This is a genomic window from Thioclava sp. F1Mire-8 (assembly GCF_002213165.1).
GTDB classification, from domain to species: Bacteria; Pseudomonadota; Alphaproteobacteria; order Rhodobacterales; family Rhodobacteraceae; genus Thioclava; species Thioclava nitratireducens.
Genome location: NZ_NBNY01000001.1, coordinates 1,567,949 through 1,587,973, shown reverse-complemented (window position 1 = coordinate 1,587,973; position 20,025 = coordinate 1,567,949). Strand labels below are relative to the sequence as shown.

Here is a 20,025-nt window from a genome sequence, read left to right as displayed (position 1 = left end):
CCTGACAATGAACATGTCGCCCCGCGCGCGCCACCGCGCCATTCCACTTCTCGCCGCAACCGCGCTCTTCGCGCAGCCCGCACTGGCCGATGCGCCCACGAATAACGGGGCCGCGCAGGTCGCTATCACGCTGACTGGCGAGAATGGCGGCGCATGTGTCCTCGATCACGACAGCGCGGCGGCAGGGCCGATCACCTTCACGGTGACAAATGAATCCGCCCCCGCGATCTCCGAGCTGGAGCTGTTGTCGGACAGCCGTATCCTCGGCGAGAAAGAGAACCTCGCTCCCGGTCTGCCCGCATCGAGCTTCACCGTCACGCTCGACGGTGGCGACTATCGTATCTATTGCCCGGGCGCTGCCGAAGACACCGTAGCCTTCACCGTGACCGGCGAGAGCAAGCAGCGCGCGCAAAGCGCGATCGGCGATCTGCTGGACGAAGGCACCGCAGGCTACGCGAACTACGTCGAAGGCATGGTCGGCGCGATGGTGACCGCAAGCGAACGGCTCGCCGCGAAAGTCGATGCGGGCGACGTGGAGGGCGCGAAGGCGGCCTATGCGCAGGCCCGTCCGTTCTACGAGCGGATCGAGCCCGACGTTGAGGGCTTCGTCCTTCCCGGCACCGACCCGACCGATAACTCGGGCAACCTCGATTACCTGATCGACATGCGCGCCTCGAACCTCGACCCGGCGGTCGGCTGGCACGGCTTCCACGCGGTTGAGCGCGACCTGTTCGAGAAAGGCGAAATCACCGAAGAGACCAAGGCCTATGCGGCGGAGCTGGTGAAGAACGTCAAGATGCTCGCCGATCTGTCCGGCGGGATCGAGTATCGCCCCGAGGATCTCGCGAACGGCGCGGCGGCCCTTCTGGAAGAAGTGCAAAGCGGCAAGATCAGCGGTGAGGAAGAGGCCTACAGCCACATCGACCTCGTTGACTTCGCGGCGAATATCGAAGGCGCGCATCAGGCGTTCGCCTTCCTCGAGCCGGGGCTGAAGCGGATCGACCCGGACGTCGCCGAGACCATCGCGCAGCGCTTCGCGGATGTGCAGACGATGCTCGAAGACTACCGCGATCCCGACGCTCTGGGCGGCTACAAGATCTACGATGCCGAGCTGCGCAAATCGGACGCGGTGAAGCTGAGCCGCGCGATCCAGATGCTGCAGGAGCCGCTGTCGCGGATCGCCGAAAAAGTCGCCACGGCAAGCTGAAGACGAAGGAGGCCATGATGCGCGGGCAAGACGATAGACCGGCAGGACTGTCACGGCGTGGATTGTTTCTGGGCGCGGCAGCGCTTGGCGGCACCTTCGCCACGGCGGGGCAGGCGGCGGAGACCGGCAAGGTCGCGCCCGACGCCATGCCCGACCCGGACCAGAGGCGCTACGCCTTTTACGGGACCGGGCCGCAGGCCGGGATCGCCACGCCGCCGCAGCAGCATCTGATGGCCATGGCCTTCGACCTGACCGGGACCGATCCGCGCGCGCTGCAAGTGCTGCTCGCGCGCTGGTCGGCCTCGATCGGGCTGATGATGGAAGGGCAGCCGGTCGGCCCGGTCGAGCCCGACCGCGCCGCGGCGACCGCGCTCGAGACCGGCGAGGCGCTCGGTCTTGGCCCGGCGGGGCTGACGGTGACGGTGGGTCTTGGTCCGCGCGTCTTCTCCAAGGAGATGGGGCTGGCGGCGAAGGCTCCGCCGCATCTGCGGCCGCTCGCCGATCTGCCCTCGGACGCGCTGCGTCCCGAGATCAGCGGCGGCGATCTCTCGCTGCAGGCCTGCACCGACGATCCGCAAGTCGCCTATCACGCGGTGCGCATTCTCGCGCGGATCGCGAAACGCACCGGCGCCGCGACGGTGCGCTGGACACAACTCGGCTTCGGGCGCGCCTCGGCCGGGGCAGGGCAGGAGACGCCGCGGAACCTCTTTGGCTATCGCGACGGCACCCGCAACATCACCACGCCCGAGCAACTCGCGCAGCATGTCTGGGCCAATGACGGGCCCGAATGGCAGCATGGCGGCACCTATCAGGTGATGCGCCGGATCGAGATGCATATCGAGAACTGGGACAACGCGCAGGTCAGCCACCAGAACGATGTCTTCGGGCGGCACAAGCTTACAGGCGCGCCGCTGACTGGCACGGATGAATTCGACACGCCTGACTTCAAGGCGAAAAACGCGCAAGGCGAGCCGGTAATCCCGACGCACGCGCATATCCGGCTCGCGGCGCATGAGACCAATGAAGGCATCCGCATCCTGCGGCGCGGCTACAACTTCACCGGCGGTCTGAACGCGGTCGGGCGGCTCGATGCGGGGCTGTTCTTCATCAGCTACCAGAACGATCCTGCGCATTTCGAGGCGTTGCAACGGCGGCTCGGGGCGTCGGATCTGCTGAACGAATACATTTCCCACACCGGATCGGGGCTGTTCTGGGTGCCGCCCGCAGCACCGAAAGGCTCCTATATCGGCGCGCCGCTTTTCGCTGCGGTCTAAGCCCCCGGAGCGGATCCGGCGGTGACACCTTTGCGCGCCGTCGCCGCGGCGGTGTGCAGTTGGGTCTGTATCGGGGTCTCCGCCCAACCCGGATTGCCCGAGCAGATCGCGTCGGCCCATTCCGAAGATCCGTTCGGTCGCTATCTGCGCCTAGTGCAGCCGCGCGATCGAGCGGTCGACCATTGCCTGCGTGATCAGGTTGGTGTCGCCGCTGCGTCGGAACCAGCGCATGTTGCTGCGTCCGATCCCTTCAACGATCGTTCCCGCCGGCAGCGAGACATCGGGCGCCAGAAGCGTATCGGTCAAGTGGCAGTCAGGCGATACCGATCCTTTCGCCGTCAGCGCAGAGCGCCGACCGACCCCGATGACGCCCGGAGGCACATCGAGATGCAGGCAGCTCAGCGGCGGACTGCCGCGCGTCGTGGTTCCCTGCGGTGCCGCGAAATCGAGAAGCGCGGAGCGATAATCGTCGAGCGTGTCGATATCTCGCCAATAGGCTTCGCGGCCGTTGTCGCCGCGTGGCAGGCGGTAGGCTTGCAGGGCCTTCTCGCGCAGTGCGATTTCCAGCAGGTCGGCCCCGATCGAAATGTCGAAACGTCCCAGCGCCAGTTTCGGCAATTCCTCGCGGAGCCACGCGGTCTTGAACAGGTAAATGCCGGTGGCGACCAGGCTTCGCCCTGAACTGCCGTCGATCTCGGCAGGCGAACTCGAGCGGTGGGTGAGCGCGCTGACATGGCCATCCTGCGCGACCTCAAGCACCGAGTGATGCTCCGCGTCCGAAGACGCGAGGGTCGCGGCGACCAGTGTCGCGGGCGCATCGCTCAGACGGTGGCGCTGGATGAACGGACGCAGATCGATGTCGCAAATCTGATCGGCAGGCATCACCAGAATGTCGTTAACGCCTTCGCGCTCCAGCAGGTTCAGATTGGCGAGAAGCGCATGGGCCGTGCCGCGATAGCCGCCGCGCGAGAGCCGCGTCGCGTCGCGGATCAGCAGCCCGTCGGGGAAGCTGTCCGCCCATCGGGCGTGCAGGTGCCGGATCAACGGCGCGGGCCGGTACTGGGTGGCGATGATGGCGCGCGTGAACCCTGCGGCGTGCAACGAGGCAAGGGTGAAATCCACCAGTCGCAGGCCGCCAGCGCCAAAGGGCAGGGCAGGCTTGCACATGTTCTCGGTCAGCTCGTAGAGACGCTTCCCGCGCCCGCCGGCCAAGACCACTGGAAGACAACCGTTCAATAAATTGGGCCGTTTTTGAGTCAGCATCAGAGCTCCTCCCCGTGACGCTGCGACATTCAAAAGTTTAACGCTTTTCATGAATAGAAGCCACAAATCGGGGCCGCGGTTCCCGGTTTTCCGCCGGTTCGCGGTAAGATTTTCGCGCAAGTTTTTTTACTATTTCGAGTGGTGCCCGATAACCCTTTGAGTCTAGGGGGAGGTCTCGCGCGATGTGTCAAAAGCCGGTCGGATCGATCTCGCCGGTCGGTCAGCCGGGTGGCGGAAAGCGGAGGGTCCCAGAGGCGTCCGCAGCGCTCGAATCGGAAATCTCGAACAGCACGCCGTCACGAAGGTCGGTGAGGTCGCGGCAGAATCGGAGCGTGATCTCGCGCCCGTCCGAGCGACGGGTGAGCGTGAAGACCCCATTGCGCTCCGAGGCTTCGGCTGCGCCCGAGCGGAACACCTCCGCCGCCGCTCTGCGTAAACTCAGCAGCTGGCGGGTGGCCTCTGACTTGCTCCGCTCGAAAGGCGTCAGCGTCTCCGGCAGGGCGAAGGGACGGCGGTTGTCGGGGTCGGTCAATTCGTAGAGCGCCCGCTCCCCGCGCTGATAGATGTCGGGCATGCCCGGAAGCATCATCTTGAGCGCCAGTTGCAGCAGCGACAAGCGTTTCCCCGTCGCGATTAGGCGCGCGAGTTCTGCCGGGGGCTGCGCCTCCCACGCCGCGCAAATCCGGCGGGCGGCGTCCAAGGCGGTTTCTTCGGCCTCGATGTCGGGGAAGGACCAGCGCGTGATCTCTCCGCCTTCGCGCAGGGCCTTTCGGAGGTGCTCTGTCAGGCGTTCGGACAGCTCCGGTCCGGGGGCGGGGTCGTCCCAGATTCCCGAGAGGCTCTGCGTGGCGTACCAGACGAAGCCGGGGGCTGCAGGTGCGGCCGCCTGCATCGCGGCATCGAACAAAGCGGCGAAAGTCTCGGGCCGATGCGAGATCGCCGCGACGCGCATCCGCGTATCCTCGCCCCGTTTCGTGTCATGGCTGGAGGTGAGTGTCAGGCCGCCGGAGCGTTGTCCCTGCGCACTCGCAAACCAGTCATTGAGCCCTTCGGCGTCCAGAACCGGCATATCCGGCTCCGCGCCCACTTCGTTCGCGGCGAGGTAGCGCGTGTGCCGGAAAAAGGCGGTGTCCTCCTGCGCCTTCGCCACCACCGCACCCGTGACCTGCTGGAAGCGTATGCGAAACTTGCGGCTCGCCTTATCTGTGCCGCCCAACAGAAGCCCCGCGAGCAGATCGAGCGCCTCGCGCTGCGGCAGTGTCTCCGCGGCCCCTGCCACGGTCCTTTCGATCACCGCGCGATCCTCGGGCGAGGCGGGCGGCGCGGTGATATAGGTCCGATAGCGCGGGAAGTGGATCAGCAACGCCAGCATCGCGTCGCGCAGCGTCTCGGCGTCGGGCGGGTCGAGGAGGTCCACCGCGAGCGCCGCCTGCGCGAGGTCGATCAGTTGGTGCAGTTCGGCGGCGAGGTCCTCGGGGATCACTTGCGCGCGGGCTTCCCGGCACAGCGTCTCGTAATCGTCGCAGCCACCGGTGCGATCGCGCCAAAGCGTGTCGAGCCGTTCGAACCCATCGGGCGCGGTGAGCACGCGGCAAATCTGGCGCCCCGCCTCGTAACCCGTGGTGCCATCGGGCTGCCATTCGGCGGGCATCGCCTCGTCGCCGGTCAGGATTTTCTCCACCCAGATCGGCACTGCGTCGCCCACAGTCCGGCGCAGCCGTTCGAGATAGGTGAAGGGATCGGCGAGCCCGTCGATATGGTCGATCCGCAGCCCGTGGGCGAGCCCCTCGCGCACCAGCCGCGCCGGCAATTCGGTCATCGCGTCGAAGACGGCGGGGTCTTCGACGCGCATCCCGATCAGACCGGTGACATTGAAGAAGCGCCTATGCGAGAGCGCGCCGCGTTCGCGCGTCCAGTCGCGCAGCTGCCAATGCTGGTGCGTCAGCACGGAGGCCACGTCGCCCAGCGTTGCCGTCCCGGGGGCGAGCGGGAGCCATCCGCCCTCCCATTCCACCGCGCCGCCCTGATCCTCGGTAAGCCGCAGCTTGCCTGCCGCCAGCATGTCGTCGAGCGGCTCGGGCAGGAAGGGCAGGATCAGCTTCTGGGACCAGTCGATCGCGAAGTATTCAGCATATGCGCTGTCGGGGCCGTGGCGCATCGCATCGCGTATCCACGGATTGTCGAGCGAGAGTGCCGTGTGGTTCGGCACAAGGTCGAGCACGACGCCCAGCCCCCGCGCCTGCGCAGCCTCCGACAGGTCGCGAAACCCTGCCTCGCCGCCGAGGACCGGGTCGATCTCCTGCGGGTTGGCGACGTCGTAGCCGTGGGTGGAGCCTTCGGTCGCGGTGAAGATCGGCGAGAGGTAGAGGTGGCTCACGCCCAGGTCTGCGAGATAGGGCAGAAAGGATTTCGCCGTCGCGAAATCTATGCCGTTTCGCAGTTGCAGCCGGTAGGTGGCGATCATCGGATGAGTGGCGGCGGGCTCCTCGGACGGCATCAATCAATCCTCACATCAATGGCGAAGGCGTCCCGACGCGGGTCGCCCATGGAAAACAGCGCGGTGTCCCGGCGCGCGGCGTTGGATGCGGGCGCGCCGAGGCAAACCAGAATGTCGAGCGTCCCGGCGCCGAATGGCCAGCGCGCATGGAAGGCTTTCAGTCCGTGGCGCGTGACCTCGCCGGGCCCCCGCTTGCCACTGCGCAGAAGCGGCAGCAGATGCCTCCGGCGCAGGCTCAGAAGTTCGCGCGTCAGCCGCAACCACTCCCGCGTGCGCCGCCTGGTGTCACCGTAAGGGTAGCACAGGCGCGGCGTGTCAGGAGAGGCGGGGTCGATCATCGCGCTCGTGTCATAGCCGAGGCCTTGCAGCTCTTTCGTTCGGCCTTCGCGCAGCGCGGCGACGGCGTGTTTCGGCGGGTCTGCGAAGAAGGGGAAGGGCGCTGTGGAGCCGACCTCCTCGCCCATGAACAGCATCGGCGTGAAGGGCATCAGCAGTAACAGCGCATGGCTCACCGCACCCGCCTCGTCGCCGATCAGGCTCAGGAGGCGTTCGCCTTTGGGGCGGTTGCCTGCCTGGTCATGGGTGAGGTTGGCATTCACGAATGCGGACCAAGGCAGATGAGCAGCGGGCGCGCCACGAGCTTTCGTCCCGTCGGCCCGCGTCTGACCTTCCTCGACCTGGCCCAGCGTCATTGCGCGTGCCAGATCACCGGACGGGTCAGCGGCATGGGCCTTGTAGTAGCCCTGCGTCTCGCCGGTCAGCGCGACATGCAGCGCATTGTGCCAATCGTCGTTCCATTGCGCATCGTAACCGGCCTCGCGCAGATCGGGGAGGTTGCGCTCGTCCTCGAGGATCAGGTGGATCGGGCGTTCGCGCTCCTTCGCGCGGATCGTTTGCAGAAGCTCAATCAGGAAATGCGGCTCGGACGGGTCACGGATCGCATGGACTGCATCGAGCCGCAGCCCGTCGAGGCGGTATTCGTCGATCCATCCCGTCGCCGTGTCGCGCAGCAGCGCGCGCAGTTCGGGCCGGGTGAAGTCGATCGCATCTCCCCAAGGCGTAGCTTCCCCTCCGAAGGCTTCGGGCGCGTAAGAATGGAGGTAATTTCCGAACGGGCCGAAGTGGTTCAGCACCAAGTCGAGTATTACCACGATCCCGTTGCTTTGGGCTGCGCGTATGAACGCCCGCATCTCATCGGGCGAGCCATAGGCGGGATGCGGGGCGCGCAGGAGCACCCCGTCATAGCCCCAGCCATACGCGCCGTGGAAGTGCGAGACCGGCATGATCTCGATGCCCGTGATGCCGAGGTCGGCCAGTTCGGGCAGGCGTTCCGCAGCGGCGGCAAAGGTACCTTCGGGAGTGAAGGTGCCGATATGAATTTCGAGGATCACCGCCTCGTCCCATGGGCGCCCGTGCCACGGGGCGCCCCAGTCGTAGGCCTCCGGGTCGTGGGTCAGCGAGGGGCCGTGAACATCGCCTTGCTGGAGACGCGCGGCGGGGTCGGGGTAGTCGGTGCCGTCGAGGCGGAACGTGTAGGATAGGCCGTCGCGCGCCGGGATCGAGGCCTGCCAGCCGCCGTTTCCGACCGGTGCCATGTCATGCGCGGTCCCGTCCAGCATCAGTTCTGCGCGCTCTGCCGCAGGGGCCCAGATGGCGAAGTCCCACGACCCGCCCGTTCCGGGATGCGCGCCCCAGCGCAGGGGCAGGGGATCGCTCGCCTCTCTCACGAAGTCGCCTCGTCGGGCGATGCCTCCTCGGCGCGACAGAACGCGTGCAGCGATTGCCAAGGCAGATTCATTTTCTCCTCCCCAGCTTCGTCGCAGCGCGGATTGTCCCGCGTCGTGTCGAGGATATGGTGCCAGCCTTTGCCGGGCAGCGTGAACTCGCAGGCGTCGCCCGCATTGGCGACGATCAGCAACTCCGGATAGCCCTCCAGCCGGTGCCGCAGCCCCACGCAGCACAGACCGCCATCCTGCCAGTCGTCGTCCTTCATCTGACGCCCGGAGGGATGCCACCAGTCGCTGACCGGGGTCGCGACGTTGGGAGCGAAGGCGGGCGGGGCGAGGTGATAGCGCCAGTCCTGCCGGAACCCGATCATCGCGCTGACGCTGTCGCGCAGATCGACCCGCGCGCCCTCCCAGTCGATCCAGGTCGTCTCGTTATCCTGACAATAGGCGTTGTTATTGCCGTTCTGGCTCTGGCCCATCTCGTCGCCCGCGAGGATCATCGGTACGCCGTGGCTGACCATCAGCGTACCCAGCATCGCGCGTGCTCGGCGCAGGCGGGCGGCGTCGATCTCGGGGTCGTCGGTCGGGCCTTCGACGCCCATATTGTCGGACAGGTTGTGGTCGTGGCCGTCGCGATTGTCCTCGCCATTGGCTTCGTTGTGCTTGTGGTTGTAGCTCAGCGTATCCCAGAGCGTGAACCCGTCATGGGCGGCGAGGAAATTGATCGACGAGGTGGCGGGCCGGTGTGTATGGTCGAACTGCACGGGCGAGCCCATCAGCCGGTCGGCAAGCTTCGGCACCATGCCGGGGTCGCGCCGCCAGAAGGCGCGGGTGTCGTCGCGGAACTTGTCGTTCCATTCGCGGAAGGGCCAGGGGAAGCCGCCCACCTGATAGCCGCCTTCGCCCACGTCCCATGGCTCGGCGATCAGCTTCACGCCAGAGAGTACCGGGTCCTGTCGGATCGCGTTGAAGAACGCTCCTTCACGTTCGAAGCCGTCCGGCTCGCGCCCCAAGGTGGACGCAAGATCGAAGCGGAAGCCGTCGACATGCACCGCCTCAACCCAGTAGCGCAGGCTGTCCATGACGAGGCGAAGCACCATCGGATGGGCCACGTTGAGCGTGTTGCCGGTGCCGGTGGTATCGAAGCCGTGGCGGCGGTTTTCCGGCGAGAGGAGGTAGTAGCTGCGGTTGTCGATGCCCTTGAAGCTGAGCGTCGGGCCAAGCTCGTTGCCCTCGGCGGTGTGGTTATAGACGACGTCAAGGATCACCTCGATCCCGGCCTCGTGGAAGCGCTTTACCGCGGCGCGTACCTCGTGCACGTCTTCGCCCGGCAGATAGCTGCGATTGGGGGCGAAGAAACCGATGGAATTGTAGCCCCAGTAATTCGACAGGCCGTTCTCGACCAGATGTCGGTCCTGCACGATGGCGTGGATCGGCAGCAGCTCGATCGTCGTCACGCCGAGCTTCAGCAGGTGGTCGATGATCGGCGGCGAGGCCAACGCCCGGAATGTCCCGCGATCGGCCTGCACGACACCCGGATGGCGCATCGTCATACCTTTCACATGAGCCTCGTAGATCACGGTCTCCGACCACGGGCGATGGAGCACCTGATCCTGATCCCAGTCGAATTGCGGATCGGCCACTATCGCCTTCGGCATGAAGGGCGCGGAATCGCGTGTGTCCTGTTCGAGGTCAGAGTCTCCGACGGGATAGCCAAAGAGCGCGTCGTCCCATTTCAGATAGCCGCGCATCGCCATCGCGTAGGGATCGAGCAGCAGCTTGTTGGGATTGAAGCGAAGGCCGTCCTCGGGGGCAAACGGCCCATGCACGCGGTAGCCATAGGCGAGGCCTTCCTGCGCGCCGGGCAGATGCCCGAACCAGATCCCGCCCTCCTGCTGCGGCATTTCCAGCCGCGTCAATTCCTCTTTGCCCTCGTCGTCGAAAAGGCAGAGCTCCACCTTCTCGGCCTCTCCGGAAAAAATCGCGAAATTCACGCCGTCTCCCGTGACGCGCGCGCCAAGAGTATCGGGTCGCCCCGCAAACGGATCGAAACGCAGCGAACTCGGGGTCATTGAGGGCTCCATATGCGGAAGAAACGGCGACGCGCCAACGGGACCAATGCGCCGCAACGTAATCGGTTCCTGAGCGTGACACGCAAAAACCGGAGGCGATCGAGCTGGCGATCGTGCCCAGCCGGGCTGCGTCATATGCCGTAGCCGTGAATTCTGTCGGGAAAACTTCAAGGAACTCCGCCATACCCCCCGCGTTTCGGAACCATTATTCTCCAATATCAGAGGTTCCGACATGACGAACGACAAGCGCGGACGCCCCGCCACCACAGACGGGGGCGCCCCCGTCCAAAGTCTCGAACATTCGCTCACGGTCGGTTCCGACGGTCCGATCGTTCTGAACGATCACTACCTCATCGAACAGATGGCGAATTTTAACCGCGAACGTATTCCGGAGCGTCAGCCGCACGCCAAGGGCTCGGGCGCGTTCGGTTATTTCGAGGTCACGGGCGACGTCTCGAAATACACCAAGGCGAAAGTGTTTCAGCCGGGTGCGAAGACCGACATCGTCGCGCGCTTTTCCACCGTGGCCGGCGAGCGCGGCAGCCCCGACACATGGCGCGACCCGCGCGGCTTCTCGGTGAAGATGTATACCGAGGACGGCAATTTCGACATGGTGGGCAACAACACCCCGATCTTCTTCGTGCGCGACCCGCTGAAGTTCCAGAGCTTCATCCGAAGCCAGAAGCGCCGCGCCGATAACGGGTTGCGCGATCACGACATGCAGTGGGATTTCTGGACCCTCTCGCCCGAAAGCGCGCATCAGGTGACCTATCTGATGGGCGATCGCGGCATCCCGCGCACCTGGCGAGAGATGAACGGCTATTCGAGCCACACCTATTCGCTCGTCAACGAAGCCGGCGAGATGTTCTGGGTGAAGTTCCATTTCAAGACCGACCAAGGCGACGGCAACGCCCATTTCACGCAGGACGAAGCCGACCAGATGGCCGGCGCCGATAGCGACTTTCACCGCCGCGACCTGTTCAACGCGATCGCCGAAGGCAACCATCCGAGCTGGACGCTGTATTTCCAGATCATGCCCTTCGAGGATGCCAAGACCTATCGCATCAACCCGTTCGACCTGACCAAAATCTGGCCGCACGAAGACTACCCGCTGATCGAGGTCGGCAAGATGGTTCTCGACCGCAATCCCACCGATTTCCACACCGAGATCGAGCAGGCGGCCTTCGAGCCCAACAACATGGTGCCCGGCGTCGGTCTCTCGCCCGACAAGATGCTTCTGGCGCGCGGCTTCTCCTATGCCGATGCGCATCGCGCGCGGCTCGGGGTGAACTACAAGCAGATCCCGGTGAACAAGCCGCAAAGCGAGGTCAACGCCTATACCAAGGACGGCGAGATGCGGGTGAACAAGTCGGAAGACCCGGTCTATTTCCCGAATTCCTACGGCGGTCCGGAGGCGCATCCGCAGCAGGCCGAGGCCGGCCTCTGGTATGCCGATGGCGAGATGGTGCGCGAGGCCTACAAACAGCGCGAGGATGACGACGACTGGAGCCAGGCGGGCGCGTTGGTGCGCGAGGTGATGGATGACGCGGCGCGCGAGCGTTTCGTGACCAACGTCACCGGACACCTCTGCGATGGCGTCAGCGAGAAGGTGCTGCAGCGGGCGTTTGAGTACTGGCGTAACGTCGATGGTGACATTGGCGCTCGGATCGAGAAAGCGGTCCGCGACAAGCTGGGCGGTGAATCGAAAGCGCCGGGCATGGCCTCGGCCAAGAGCATCAGCGGCTGAGCCGGTCGTCTACGAGAACGGGAAAAGGCGGGGGGGCGGCCCCGCCTTTTTGCTGTCACGCTCACTGTCTGCAGCAGGCATCATTCCTCGCCGTCGGCATAGAGCGCGACGACGTCTTCTTCCAGCACGCCGCCGATCGCCTCGAAAGCCCCGCCCGCAGTGCGGAATTCCGACAGTGTCAGGTCGGGGAAGACGAAATATTTTCCGGCGACGTTTTCCTTCTGCGCGCCGAAAATGATCCGCGTGATCCCGGCGAAGCGCGCTGCCGAGAGGCACATTTCGCAGGGCTGCAGGGTGGTGAGCAACACGCAGCCATCGAGCGACGGGTCGTTCTGCGCGCGTGTCGCCTTCGCAATCGCGACGATCTCGGCATGGCGGGTCGGATCGCAGTCGAGATGCACCTCGTTCTCGCCTTCGGCGATGATCTCCCCGTCGCGCAGGATCGCGGCGGCGATCCCCGCCTTGCCCGGTTCTTGTGCGGCTTCTTTGGCCTTGGCGATCAAACGGGCCATCGCCTCGCGTTCGGTCGGGGTCGGTTGCTCGGGCATGGGTCGGTCCTTTCGGCGGTCTGAGGATGAGAGGCGGGCAAGGATGGCGCGCAGGGACGAACGCCCCCAGCTGCGCGCTGTTCCCCGCGCGCGAGTGCGACCAATCCCACACGCATGCCGATTTTTTCCGGAACCCATGTCGACATTCGGCGTTAGGCAGGACTTACAGGTGACCGAAAGGCGCACCGCGAAGCTGCTGCGTCTTCGTGGGGTCCAAGTCTCCACGGGGCGAATCGGGTGGAGCTTTCAGGCGCGGTGACGTGTCCGGAAGCGGAAATCCGGCCTCTCCCCCGTGTGAGGCTGCCCTCGCGCTCCCTCTCGCCGTCGTGACCTGCAAGGGCTGAGCGGGTTTCAAGAGATCACAACCGTTCAGATGACCTTGAGGCAAAGGCATCTGTCGGCAAGTCGTCGCTGACAACTCGGCATTTGGCTGCCGGTTCCATCAATGGAACCCGGGCCCGCCCTTTTGTTCCGTCCCGAAATTTCGAATTTGCGCCCTTCGATACGAATTTGAAGGGACATCTATCATGGCAAAGGCAACGGGTCTGGCTCGGCGCGAGTTTCTCCTGGGCGCGGCGGGCGTACTTGCAACCCCCTACATCGTCACCCCGGCACAGGCAGCAGGTCAGACGGACGAGCGTCGCCTGAGCTTCCACAACCCCCATACCAACGAGAATTTCGACGCGGTCTATTTCTCGAAGGGGCAATATGACGAGCAGGCGATGCGCGAGTTTTACCGGATCGCCCGCGACTGGCGTCAGGAGAAGGAGGTGAAGATCGACAACCGCACGATCAACATCGCCTACAACATGCAGAAACTCCTCGAGCAGAGCACGCCGCTGATGCTGGTGTCGGGCTATCGCACGCCCAAGACGAACCGGCTGGTGCATGGCGCGACGCACAGCTTCCACATGCGCGGCGAGGCGCTCGACATCACGCACCCCCATGTCTCGACCAGCATGCTGCACAAGGTGGCCCTGCGTATCCGTGGCGGCGGTGTCGGCTACTATCCGAGCGAGCATTTCGTGCATGTCGATTGCGGCCCCGTCCGCACCTGGCGCGGCTGAGCGCAAGCGCCACGCGCGTCTCGAACGGCATCGGCGCGGTGCGCTGTGTCCCTGCCTTCACGGAACCGGAACGAGGGCAGGGCGTCGCGCCGCGCTGACGCCTCGACACCCGAGACGGTTCCCTCTTCTCGCGAAGTTTTCACGAAAATTTAGTGCCTCGCGCCGTGTGCGCCCTAGGTGAAGGTCGGCCAACAAGCGCCGCGCGGGCGCTCACCGATAAAACGGCGAGGAGGAACTCATGAAATTGAAGATCAACGGCAAGTCCGTCGACGTGCAGTCCGGCCCGGATACCCCGCTCCTATGGGTGATCCGCGATGAGCTGGGCATGACCGGCACGAAATTCGGCTGCGGGATCGCGCAATGCGGCGCCTGTTCGGTGCTGCTCGACGGGACCGTGCAGCGCAGCTGCGTGCTGCCGGTCAGCGCGGTGGGCGACAGTGAAGTCACCACCATCGAAGAGATCGAGAACGACCCCGTCGGTAAGCGTGTCGTCGAGGCGTGGGTCGACAAGGAAGTGCCGCAATGCGGCTATTGCCAATCGGGTCAGGTGATGGCGGCGACCTCGCTGCTGAAGTCGAACGACAAGCCCACCGAAGATGACATCACGGCAGCTATGACCAACCTGTGCCGCTGCGGCACCTACAACGCGATCAACGATACGATCGCCTCGATTGCCGGTACCGATGCAGCGAAAGCGGGGGATGCGCAATGAACGACCACGATCCCAAGATTTCCGATCCCGGCTACCCGACCGGCGCGCCCGAGAACGTCTCGCGTCGCCGCTTCCTGCTGGCTTCGGCCGGTATCACCGCGGGCTCGCTCGTGCTGGGCTTCGGCCTGAGCGTCGCGCCCAACAAGGCTGCGGCTGCCGCGCAGGAGATGCCGCCCGGCGCCAACGTCCCGGCCTTCCTCGAGCTGCGCAAGGACGGCAAGGTCCGTCTGCTGAGCCCGTTCAACGAAGGCGGGCAGGGTGTCTTCACCGCGATGGCGCAGATCGTGGGCGAGGAAATGGACGTCGCCCCCGACAGCTTCATCGTCGAGAACGCACCTGCAGGCAGCGATTACCTCGTGGTCTACGGCAAGATGAGGATCACCGGCGGCTCGATGTCGGTGCGTACCAGCTACGACACGATGCGCAAGCTGGGCGCGGCTGCCCGGCAGATGATGCTCGAAGCGGCGGCGAAGAAGCTCGACGCGCCGGTGTCCGAACTCTCGACCGAGCCAGGCAAGGTGGTCCACAAGGGCTCCGGCAAGTCGGTGGGCTACGGCGAGCTGGCGGGCGATGCGCTCGACCAGGAAGTGCCCAGCCCGGAGTCCGTGACGCTGAAAGACCCGAAAGACTTCAAGTGGATCGGCGAGCCCGTGAAGCGCGTCGACGTCTACGAGAAATCGACCGGCAAGGCGATGTATGCGATGGATGCCAAGGTCGACGGCATGCTCCACGCAGCCGTCCAGCACGCACCGCGTCTGGGGCTGAAACCCGGCGATATCAGCAACCTCGACGAGGTGAAGGGCATGGCCGGCGTCATGTCGGTGCATAAGCTCGACGGCGCGGTGGCTGTCGTGGCCGAGCGCTTCTGGGACGCGAAAACGGCGGTCGAAGCCGCCAAGGTCGACTGGCAGGAGCCGAGCGAGGAGGAGAAGTCCAAAATCCGCTACATGCCCGCCGATTTCTCGACCGAGGAGTTCGCCAAGCAACTGGCCAACACCAAGGGCGACGGCACCGAGGCCGAGAGCGAAGGCGACATCAAGTCGGGCTTCGACGGGGCAGCGAAGACGGTCGATGCGACCTATCAGAGCCAGTACCTGCACCACGCCCAGATCGAGCCTGCCTCGACGCTGGCGCGGTTCAACGAGGATGGCACGCTCGACATCTGGCTGCCCAACCAGGCGCCCGAGCAGTTCCAGACCCAGATCGCCGATGCGGCGGGGATCAAGCCCGAGCAGGTGAAGGTCAACTCGCCGATGCTGGGTGGTTTCTTCGGGCGGCACTTCCTGTACCCGTCGGCCAACCCCTTCCCGCAGGCGGTCCAGCTTGCGAAGGAGGTCGGCAAGCCGATCAAGGTGATCTGGACGCGCGAGCAGGAATTCCTGCGCGACCCGCTGCGCCCGATGGCGGCGGTGCGTTTCCGTGGCGCGCTGGACGATCAGGGCATGCCGGTGGCGCTGGAGGCGATCTCCGCCTGTGAAGGCCCGACCGAGGCGCTGAACGGTCACAACCCCGACAAGGTCGATGCGATGGCCGTCGAGGGGCTGACCGGCAAGAGCTACGCGATCCCGAACCGCCGCATTGCGCAGAACTATGTCGAGAACCCGACCTCGCTCGCCTATTGGCGCTCGGTCGGCCATTCGATGAACGACTTCTTCTACGAAGCCTTCCTCGACGAGATGGCCGATGCGGGCGGTCAGGACCCCTATGATCTGCGCATGAAGCTGCTCGAAGGGAACGAGCGTCTCACCAACCTGCTGAAAGCGGTCGGCGATCTGTCGGGCGGCTGGAAGCGTGGTCCCTTCGATGCCGAGGACGGCACCCGCCGCGCTCGCGGTGTCGCGATGGCCTCGCCCTTCGGCAGCGAGGCTGCGGCGATTGCCGAAGTCTCGATCCAGGACGGCAAGATCGTGGTGCATGACGTCTGGGACGTGCTCGACCCGGGCAGCATCGTGAATCCGTCGATCATCAAGGCGCAGATCATGGGTGCTGCGACCCTCGGCACCTCGGAGGCGCTGATCGAAGAGGTCGTCTACAAGGATGGCAAGCCGACGGCGCGCAACTTCGACTACTACCCGATCCTCGGGGGTGCGCGGGCGCCGCGCATCCATGCGAAGGTGATCGAGAGTGGCGCGAAGATGGGGGGCGTGGGCGAGCCGCCGCTGCCCGCCGTGCCGCCGGCGATCGCGAACGCGGTCTCGGCGCTGACCGGGCAGCGCGTGCGTTCGATGCCGATGGACAAGCTCGACTTGAAGAAGGGCTGAGCCCGTCCGGACGGAAAGATTTGGGGGAGGCGGCGCGATCCGCCTCCCTTTTCAGTCCTGCGGGGCGACCGCCTTGCGGGCGAGCACGATGAACTGCGCGGCCTCTTCCTCGCTCAACCCTTCCAGGATTTCCGCCTGCAGCCGGGTCACCACTGGCCGTGCGCCCTCCAGCGCCTCCGCGCCTTTGGGGCTCAGATGCAAGCTGCGCGCGCGCCGATCCGTCTCGCTGACGGTCCGCTCGACGAGCCCCTTTTGCACCAGCCGTTTCACCACGTCCCCGATCGTCGCGCGGTCATAGGCAATGCGCGCCGCCAGCTGCGCCTGATCCATCCCCGGTTCGCGCGACAGGGCATCGAGCGCCGCGAATTGCACAGAAGTCAGCTCCAGCGGGGCGTCCTTGATCCGTTTCTGAAACACCGCCGTCGAGCGTTGGTTCAGCCGCCGGATAAGGTGGCCGGGCATGGTCTCGAATTCGTTCGGCATAAGCTGCGCTCCGGTTCTTCCGCGATTTATGTAAGTGTACTTACTATATTGACGCGGCGCCAGTCCCTCCGCTAATAGTAAGTATGCATATCAATTAGGAGGGCGAGCTATGCAGTTTCATCTGAACGGGTTCAACCCCGGCGATCCGGCCATCGCGCCGCGTCATCCGCAGGCGGGTGAGAAGCTCGACACGGTCGACGTTCTGATTGTCGGCTGCGGCCCGGCAGGGCTGACGCTTGCGGCGCAGCTTGCAGCCTTCCCCGAGATTTCCGTGCGCATCACCGAGCGCAAACCCGGCCCGCTCGAAGTCGGGCAGGCGGATGGCATCGCCTGCCGCTCGGTCGAGATGTTCGAGGCTTTCGGCTTCGCCGAAAAGGTGATGAAAGAGGGCTATTGGGTGAACGAGGTCGCCTTCTGGCGGCCCGGCGCGCAAGGCGACGGGCTGCAACGGGCCGACCGGATTCAGGACGTGGCCGACGATCTCTCCGAGATGCCGCATGTCATCCTCAATCAGGCGCGGGTCCATGATTTCTACCTCGAGACGATGCGCAACGGCGCACGCCGTCTGACCCCGGATTACGACCGCGCGCTGACCATGCTCACCCGCACCGACGATCCCGATTATCCGCTCGTCGCTACATTCGACTGCCTCGATGCGCCGGGCGGGACCGAGACGATCCGCGCGCGCTATGTCGTCGGCTGCGACGGCGCGCACAGCACGGTGCGCAAATCCATCGGGCGCGAATTGCACGGCGAATCCGCGCGCCAGCTTTGGGGCGTGATGGATGTGCTGCCGGTCACCGATTTCCCCGATATCCGGCTCAAGGCGGCGATCCAGTCATCCGCCGAGGGCAGCGTACTGATCATCCCGCGCGAAGGCGGCTATCTGGTGCGGTTCTATATCGAGCTCGACGCGCTGCATAGCGACGAACGCGCCGCCGACCGAAATGTCCGCGCCGAGATGCTGATCGAAAAGGCGCAGGCCATCCTCGCTCCCTATACGTTGGAGGTGAAGGAGGTCGCATGGTGGTCGGCCTATGAGATCGGCCAGCGTGTCTGCGACGGGTTCGACGATAGCGACAGCGACAGAGACGGCGACGGCGCGACCGAGCCGCGCATCTTCATCGCGGGCGACGCCTGTCACACCCACAGCCCGAAGGCCGGGCAGGGGATGAATGTCTCGATGGCCGATACGTTCAACCTCGGCTGGAAACTGGCGGCCGTGCTGCGCGGGCAGGCGCGGCCAGGCCTTCTCCGGACCTATTCGGAGGAGCGGCAGGCCAAGGCGCAGGAGCTCGTCGATTTCGACCGCGACATGGCGCGGCTGTTCAGCGCGAAGCCGCAGACCAAGGAGGAAGAGGCGCAGTTTCAGGCCTATTTCCAGAAGCACGGGCGCTATACCGCAGGGGTCGAGACGCAATACGCGCCGGGGCTTCTGATCGGCCACACAGCGCATCAGGCACTCGCTGCCGGGCAGGTCGTGGGCAAGCGGTTCCACTCTGCGCCGGTGGTGCGCTTGGCGGATGCGAAGCCGATGCAGCTGGGCCATGCATTCAAGGCGGATGGACGCTGGCGGCTTCTGGCCTTCGCGCCGGAAGGCGACAGTGGTGAGACGGGCGGGGCGATCGCGCAGCTATGCGACCGGCTCGACGGGCCGGAGGGGCTGCTTCACCGCTTCACGCCGGAGGGCGCGGATATCGACAGCGTCATCGACCTTCGCGCAGTCTTCCAGACGCCCCACCGCGAGATGCTGATCGAGGCGCTGCCCGCGCTCCTGCGGCCCAAGAAGGGGCGCTACGGGCTGGTCGATTACGAGAAGGTCTTCTGCCCCGACGTCACCGGCCCCGACATCTTCGATCTGCGCGGCATCGACCGGGTGCAGGGCGCCTTGCTGGTGCTGCGCCCCGATCAATATGTCGCGCAGGTTCTGCCGCTCGATGCGGTGGACGCGGTCGCGGATTTCTTCGACCGCATCCTGATCCTGCAATCGGCTGGCTGAGGGCGCGTCAGTCGCGGTTCACCTGCACGACGCCGGTCATGTTCTCATCGCCATGGCCGGCTTCGCTCGCCCGCGCGAAGAGGCGTTTGGCGGCTTCGGTCATCGGCATCCGCGCTTCTCCGCCCTCGGCGATGGCATAGCGGAAATCCTTCGAGATCAGGTCGACCGGGAATTGCGGGGTGAAATCCGAGCGCTGCATCGTGCCGGTGATATAGGGCGCGTTCGGCGTCCAGATCGGGGTGGAGGAGAGCGCCTCCAGCGCAAGATCGATATCCATGCCGCCGCGCTCCAGCATCGGAATGATCTCCGCCCAGGCCGCGACCTGAACGCCCAGCATGGCGTTCGTCGCGAGCTTCATTCGCGCGCCCATGCCCCACGTGCCGACATGATGCTGTGCCTTGGCGAGCGGCTCGAGCACGTCATGCACGCGTTTGACGGTCTCGGCCTCACCGCCGAGGAAATAGACCAGCGCGCCGTTCTCGGCCTGTGGCAGCGTGCCCGATACCGGCGCTTCCAGAAAGGTCAGCCCACGTTCGCGGGCGAATTCGCCCAGCTCTGCCGCACCTTCGGGCGTAATGGTCGAGCTTTCGATTGCGACGGAGCTTTCCGGAAGACCTGCGAAAGCGCCCGTTTCCGGGTCGCACCAGACCTCGCGCGAGACATCGGTGTCGCGCAGCATCGAGATCGTGAACTCGGCGGCTGCGGCGGCGTCGCGCGGGGTCTTCGCGCCGGTGGCTCCGGCCTCGATCAGCGGGTCGCAGCGCTCCGGCGTCCGGTTCCAGACGACAAGATCGTGGCCCGCATCCAGAAGGGTTCGCGCCATCCGCGAGCCCATCGCTCCCATGCCAAGAAATGCGATTTTCGCCATGCTCTGCTCCTGTTCGTGATGCTGTTGCTGACCGAATGCGAGGCGCCTTCGCAAGGTTCCGAGAGCGGCAGGCACATGCTGGTGACCGCAAGGGGGCCAAAGGCGCTTCCATCGGTATGAAGATAAATCCGACAGGGGGGCGAACGCTCGTTATCCGGCCTTTGTTCCATGACCGATTGCCCCGGCGGCCACCGTGCCGCTCGCCGGTTCTCCGATTTCTCGTGTGCCGGCTTTGATAAGGGCAAAAATGGAGGCGACGCTCGACATTGCGCGGGTCTATGCGGAAGATGCATCAAGCGC

Annotated in this window: 14 protein-coding genes; 7 read left to right on the top strand and 7 right to left on the bottom strand. The window is 65.2% G+C overall.

What is annotated here, in order from left to right; translation table 11 throughout:
• Nucleotides 1-7: 7 nt before the first annotated feature.
• Nucleotides 8-1,207 carry an iron uptake system protein EfeO gene (gene efeO / locus B6V75_RS07265; RefSeq protein ID WP_206198467.1) on the top strand — a complete coding sequence of 400 codons (1,200 nt, stop codon included), beginning with the start codon at nt 8-10 and terminating at the stop codon, nt 1,205-1,207.
• Between the two features lie 17 nt (nt 1,208-1,224).
• On the top strand, nt 1,225-2,481 hold the full coding sequence (locus tag B6V75_RS07260) for a Dyp-type peroxidase (RefSeq protein ID WP_088719168.1): 1,257 nt from the start codon (nt 1,225-1,227) through the stop codon (nt 2,479-2,481).
• Nucleotides 2,482-2,631: 150 nt separating this feature from the next.
• On the opposite strand, the gene B6V75_RS07255 is transcribed toward B6V75_RS07260, so the two are convergent.
• The 4 genes from B6V75_RS07255 to glgX all read right to left on the bottom strand — a co-directional run bounded on the left by B6V75_RS07255 (nt 2,632) and on the right by glgX (nt 10,040).
• Nucleotides 2,632-3,744, bottom strand: coding sequence for a sugar phosphate nucleotidyltransferase (locus B6V75_RS07255; RefSeq protein ID WP_168174450.1), 1,113 nt, complete (start codon nt 3,742-3,744; stop codon nt 2,632-2,634).
• Nucleotides 3,745-3,964: 220 nt separating this feature from the next.
• Entirely contained in the window at nt 3,965-6,241 is a 2,277-nt protein-coding gene (gene treY / locus B6V75_RS07250) for a malto-oligosyltrehalose synthase (RefSeq protein WP_088719166.1), read from the bottom strand.
• Entirely contained in the window at nt 6,241-7,968 is a 1,728-nt protein-coding gene (treZ, locus tag B6V75_RS07245) for a malto-oligosyltrehalose trehalohydrolase (protein ID WP_240496922.1), read from the bottom strand. Before treZ ends, treY begins: the two co-directional genes overlap by 1 nt.
• Nucleotides 7,965-10,040: a glycogen debranching protein GlgX gene (gene glgX, locus B6V75_RS07240; RefSeq protein ID WP_240496921.1), complete on the bottom strand. Its 2,076-nt coding sequence runs from the start codon at nt 10,038-10,040 to the stop codon at nt 7,965-7,967. Before glgX ends, treZ begins: the two co-directional genes overlap by 4 nt.
• Nucleotides 10,041-10,272: 232 nt before the next feature.
• Here glgX and B6V75_RS07235 point away from each other — a divergent pair, with 232 nt between their 5' ends.
• The gene (locus tag B6V75_RS07235; protein WP_088719164.1) at nt 10,273-11,787 is read left to right on the top strand and encodes a catalase; all 1,515 of its coding nucleotides are present in this window, start codon (nt 10,273-10,275) and stop codon (nt 11,785-11,787) included.
• A gap of 80 nt (nt 11,788-11,867) precedes the next feature.
• Here the strand turns inward: B6V75_RS07235 and B6V75_RS07230 are convergent, their stop codons facing one another.
• Entirely contained in the window at nt 11,868-12,335 is a 468-nt protein-coding gene (locus tag B6V75_RS07230) for a nucleoside deaminase (protein ID WP_166504562.1), read from the bottom strand.
• A 527-nt stretch (nt 12,336-12,862) separates the two neighbouring features.
• Between B6V75_RS07230 and B6V75_RS07225 the strand changes: the two genes are divergently transcribed.
• The 3 genes from B6V75_RS07225 to B6V75_RS07215 all read left to right on the top strand — a co-directional run bounded on the left by B6V75_RS07225 (nt 12,863) and on the right by B6V75_RS07215 (nt 16,375).
• Nucleotides 12,863-13,402 carry a DUF882 domain-containing protein gene (locus tag B6V75_RS07225; protein WP_075776331.1) on the top strand — a complete coding sequence of 180 codons (540 nt, stop codon included), beginning with the start codon at nt 12,863-12,865 and terminating at the stop codon, nt 13,400-13,402.
• A gap of 238 nt (nt 13,403-13,640) precedes the next feature.
• Complete coding sequence (locus B6V75_RS07220) at nt 13,641-14,114, top strand: (2Fe-2S)-binding protein (RefSeq protein ID WP_075776330.1); 474 nt, start codon at nt 13,641-13,643, stop codon at nt 14,112-14,114.
• Nucleotides 14,111-16,375 (top strand): molybdopterin cofactor-binding domain-containing protein, encoded by a 2,265-nt coding sequence (locus tag B6V75_RS07215; RefSeq protein ID WP_088719162.1) that lies wholly within the window; start codon nt 14,111-14,113, stop codon nt 16,373-16,375. The genes B6V75_RS07220 and B6V75_RS07215 overlap by 4 nt, the downstream gene beginning before the upstream one ends.
• A 51-nt stretch (nt 16,376-16,426) precedes the next feature.
• On the opposite strand, the gene B6V75_RS07210 is transcribed toward B6V75_RS07215, so the two are convergent.
• Nucleotides 16,427-16,858: a MarR family transcriptional regulator gene (locus B6V75_RS07210; protein WP_233243013.1), complete on the bottom strand. Its 432-nt coding sequence runs from the start codon at nt 16,856-16,858 to the stop codon at nt 16,427-16,429.
• Nucleotides 16,859-16,967: 109 nt separating this feature from the next.
• Between B6V75_RS07210 and B6V75_RS07205 the strand changes: the two genes are divergently transcribed.
• Nucleotides 16,968-18,857: an FAD-dependent monooxygenase gene (locus tag B6V75_RS07205; protein WP_088719161.1), complete on the top strand. Its 1,890-nt coding sequence runs from the start codon at nt 16,968-16,970 to the stop codon at nt 18,855-18,857.
• A gap of 7 nt (nt 18,858-18,864) precedes the next feature.
• Here the strand turns inward: B6V75_RS07205 and B6V75_RS07200 are convergent, their stop codons facing one another.
• A complete protein-coding gene (locus B6V75_RS07200) occupies nt 18,865-19,725 on the bottom strand; it encodes an NAD(P)-dependent oxidoreductase (protein WP_088719160.1) in 861 nt (286 codons plus the stop codon).
• Nucleotides 19,726-20,025: the final 300 nt, after the last annotated feature.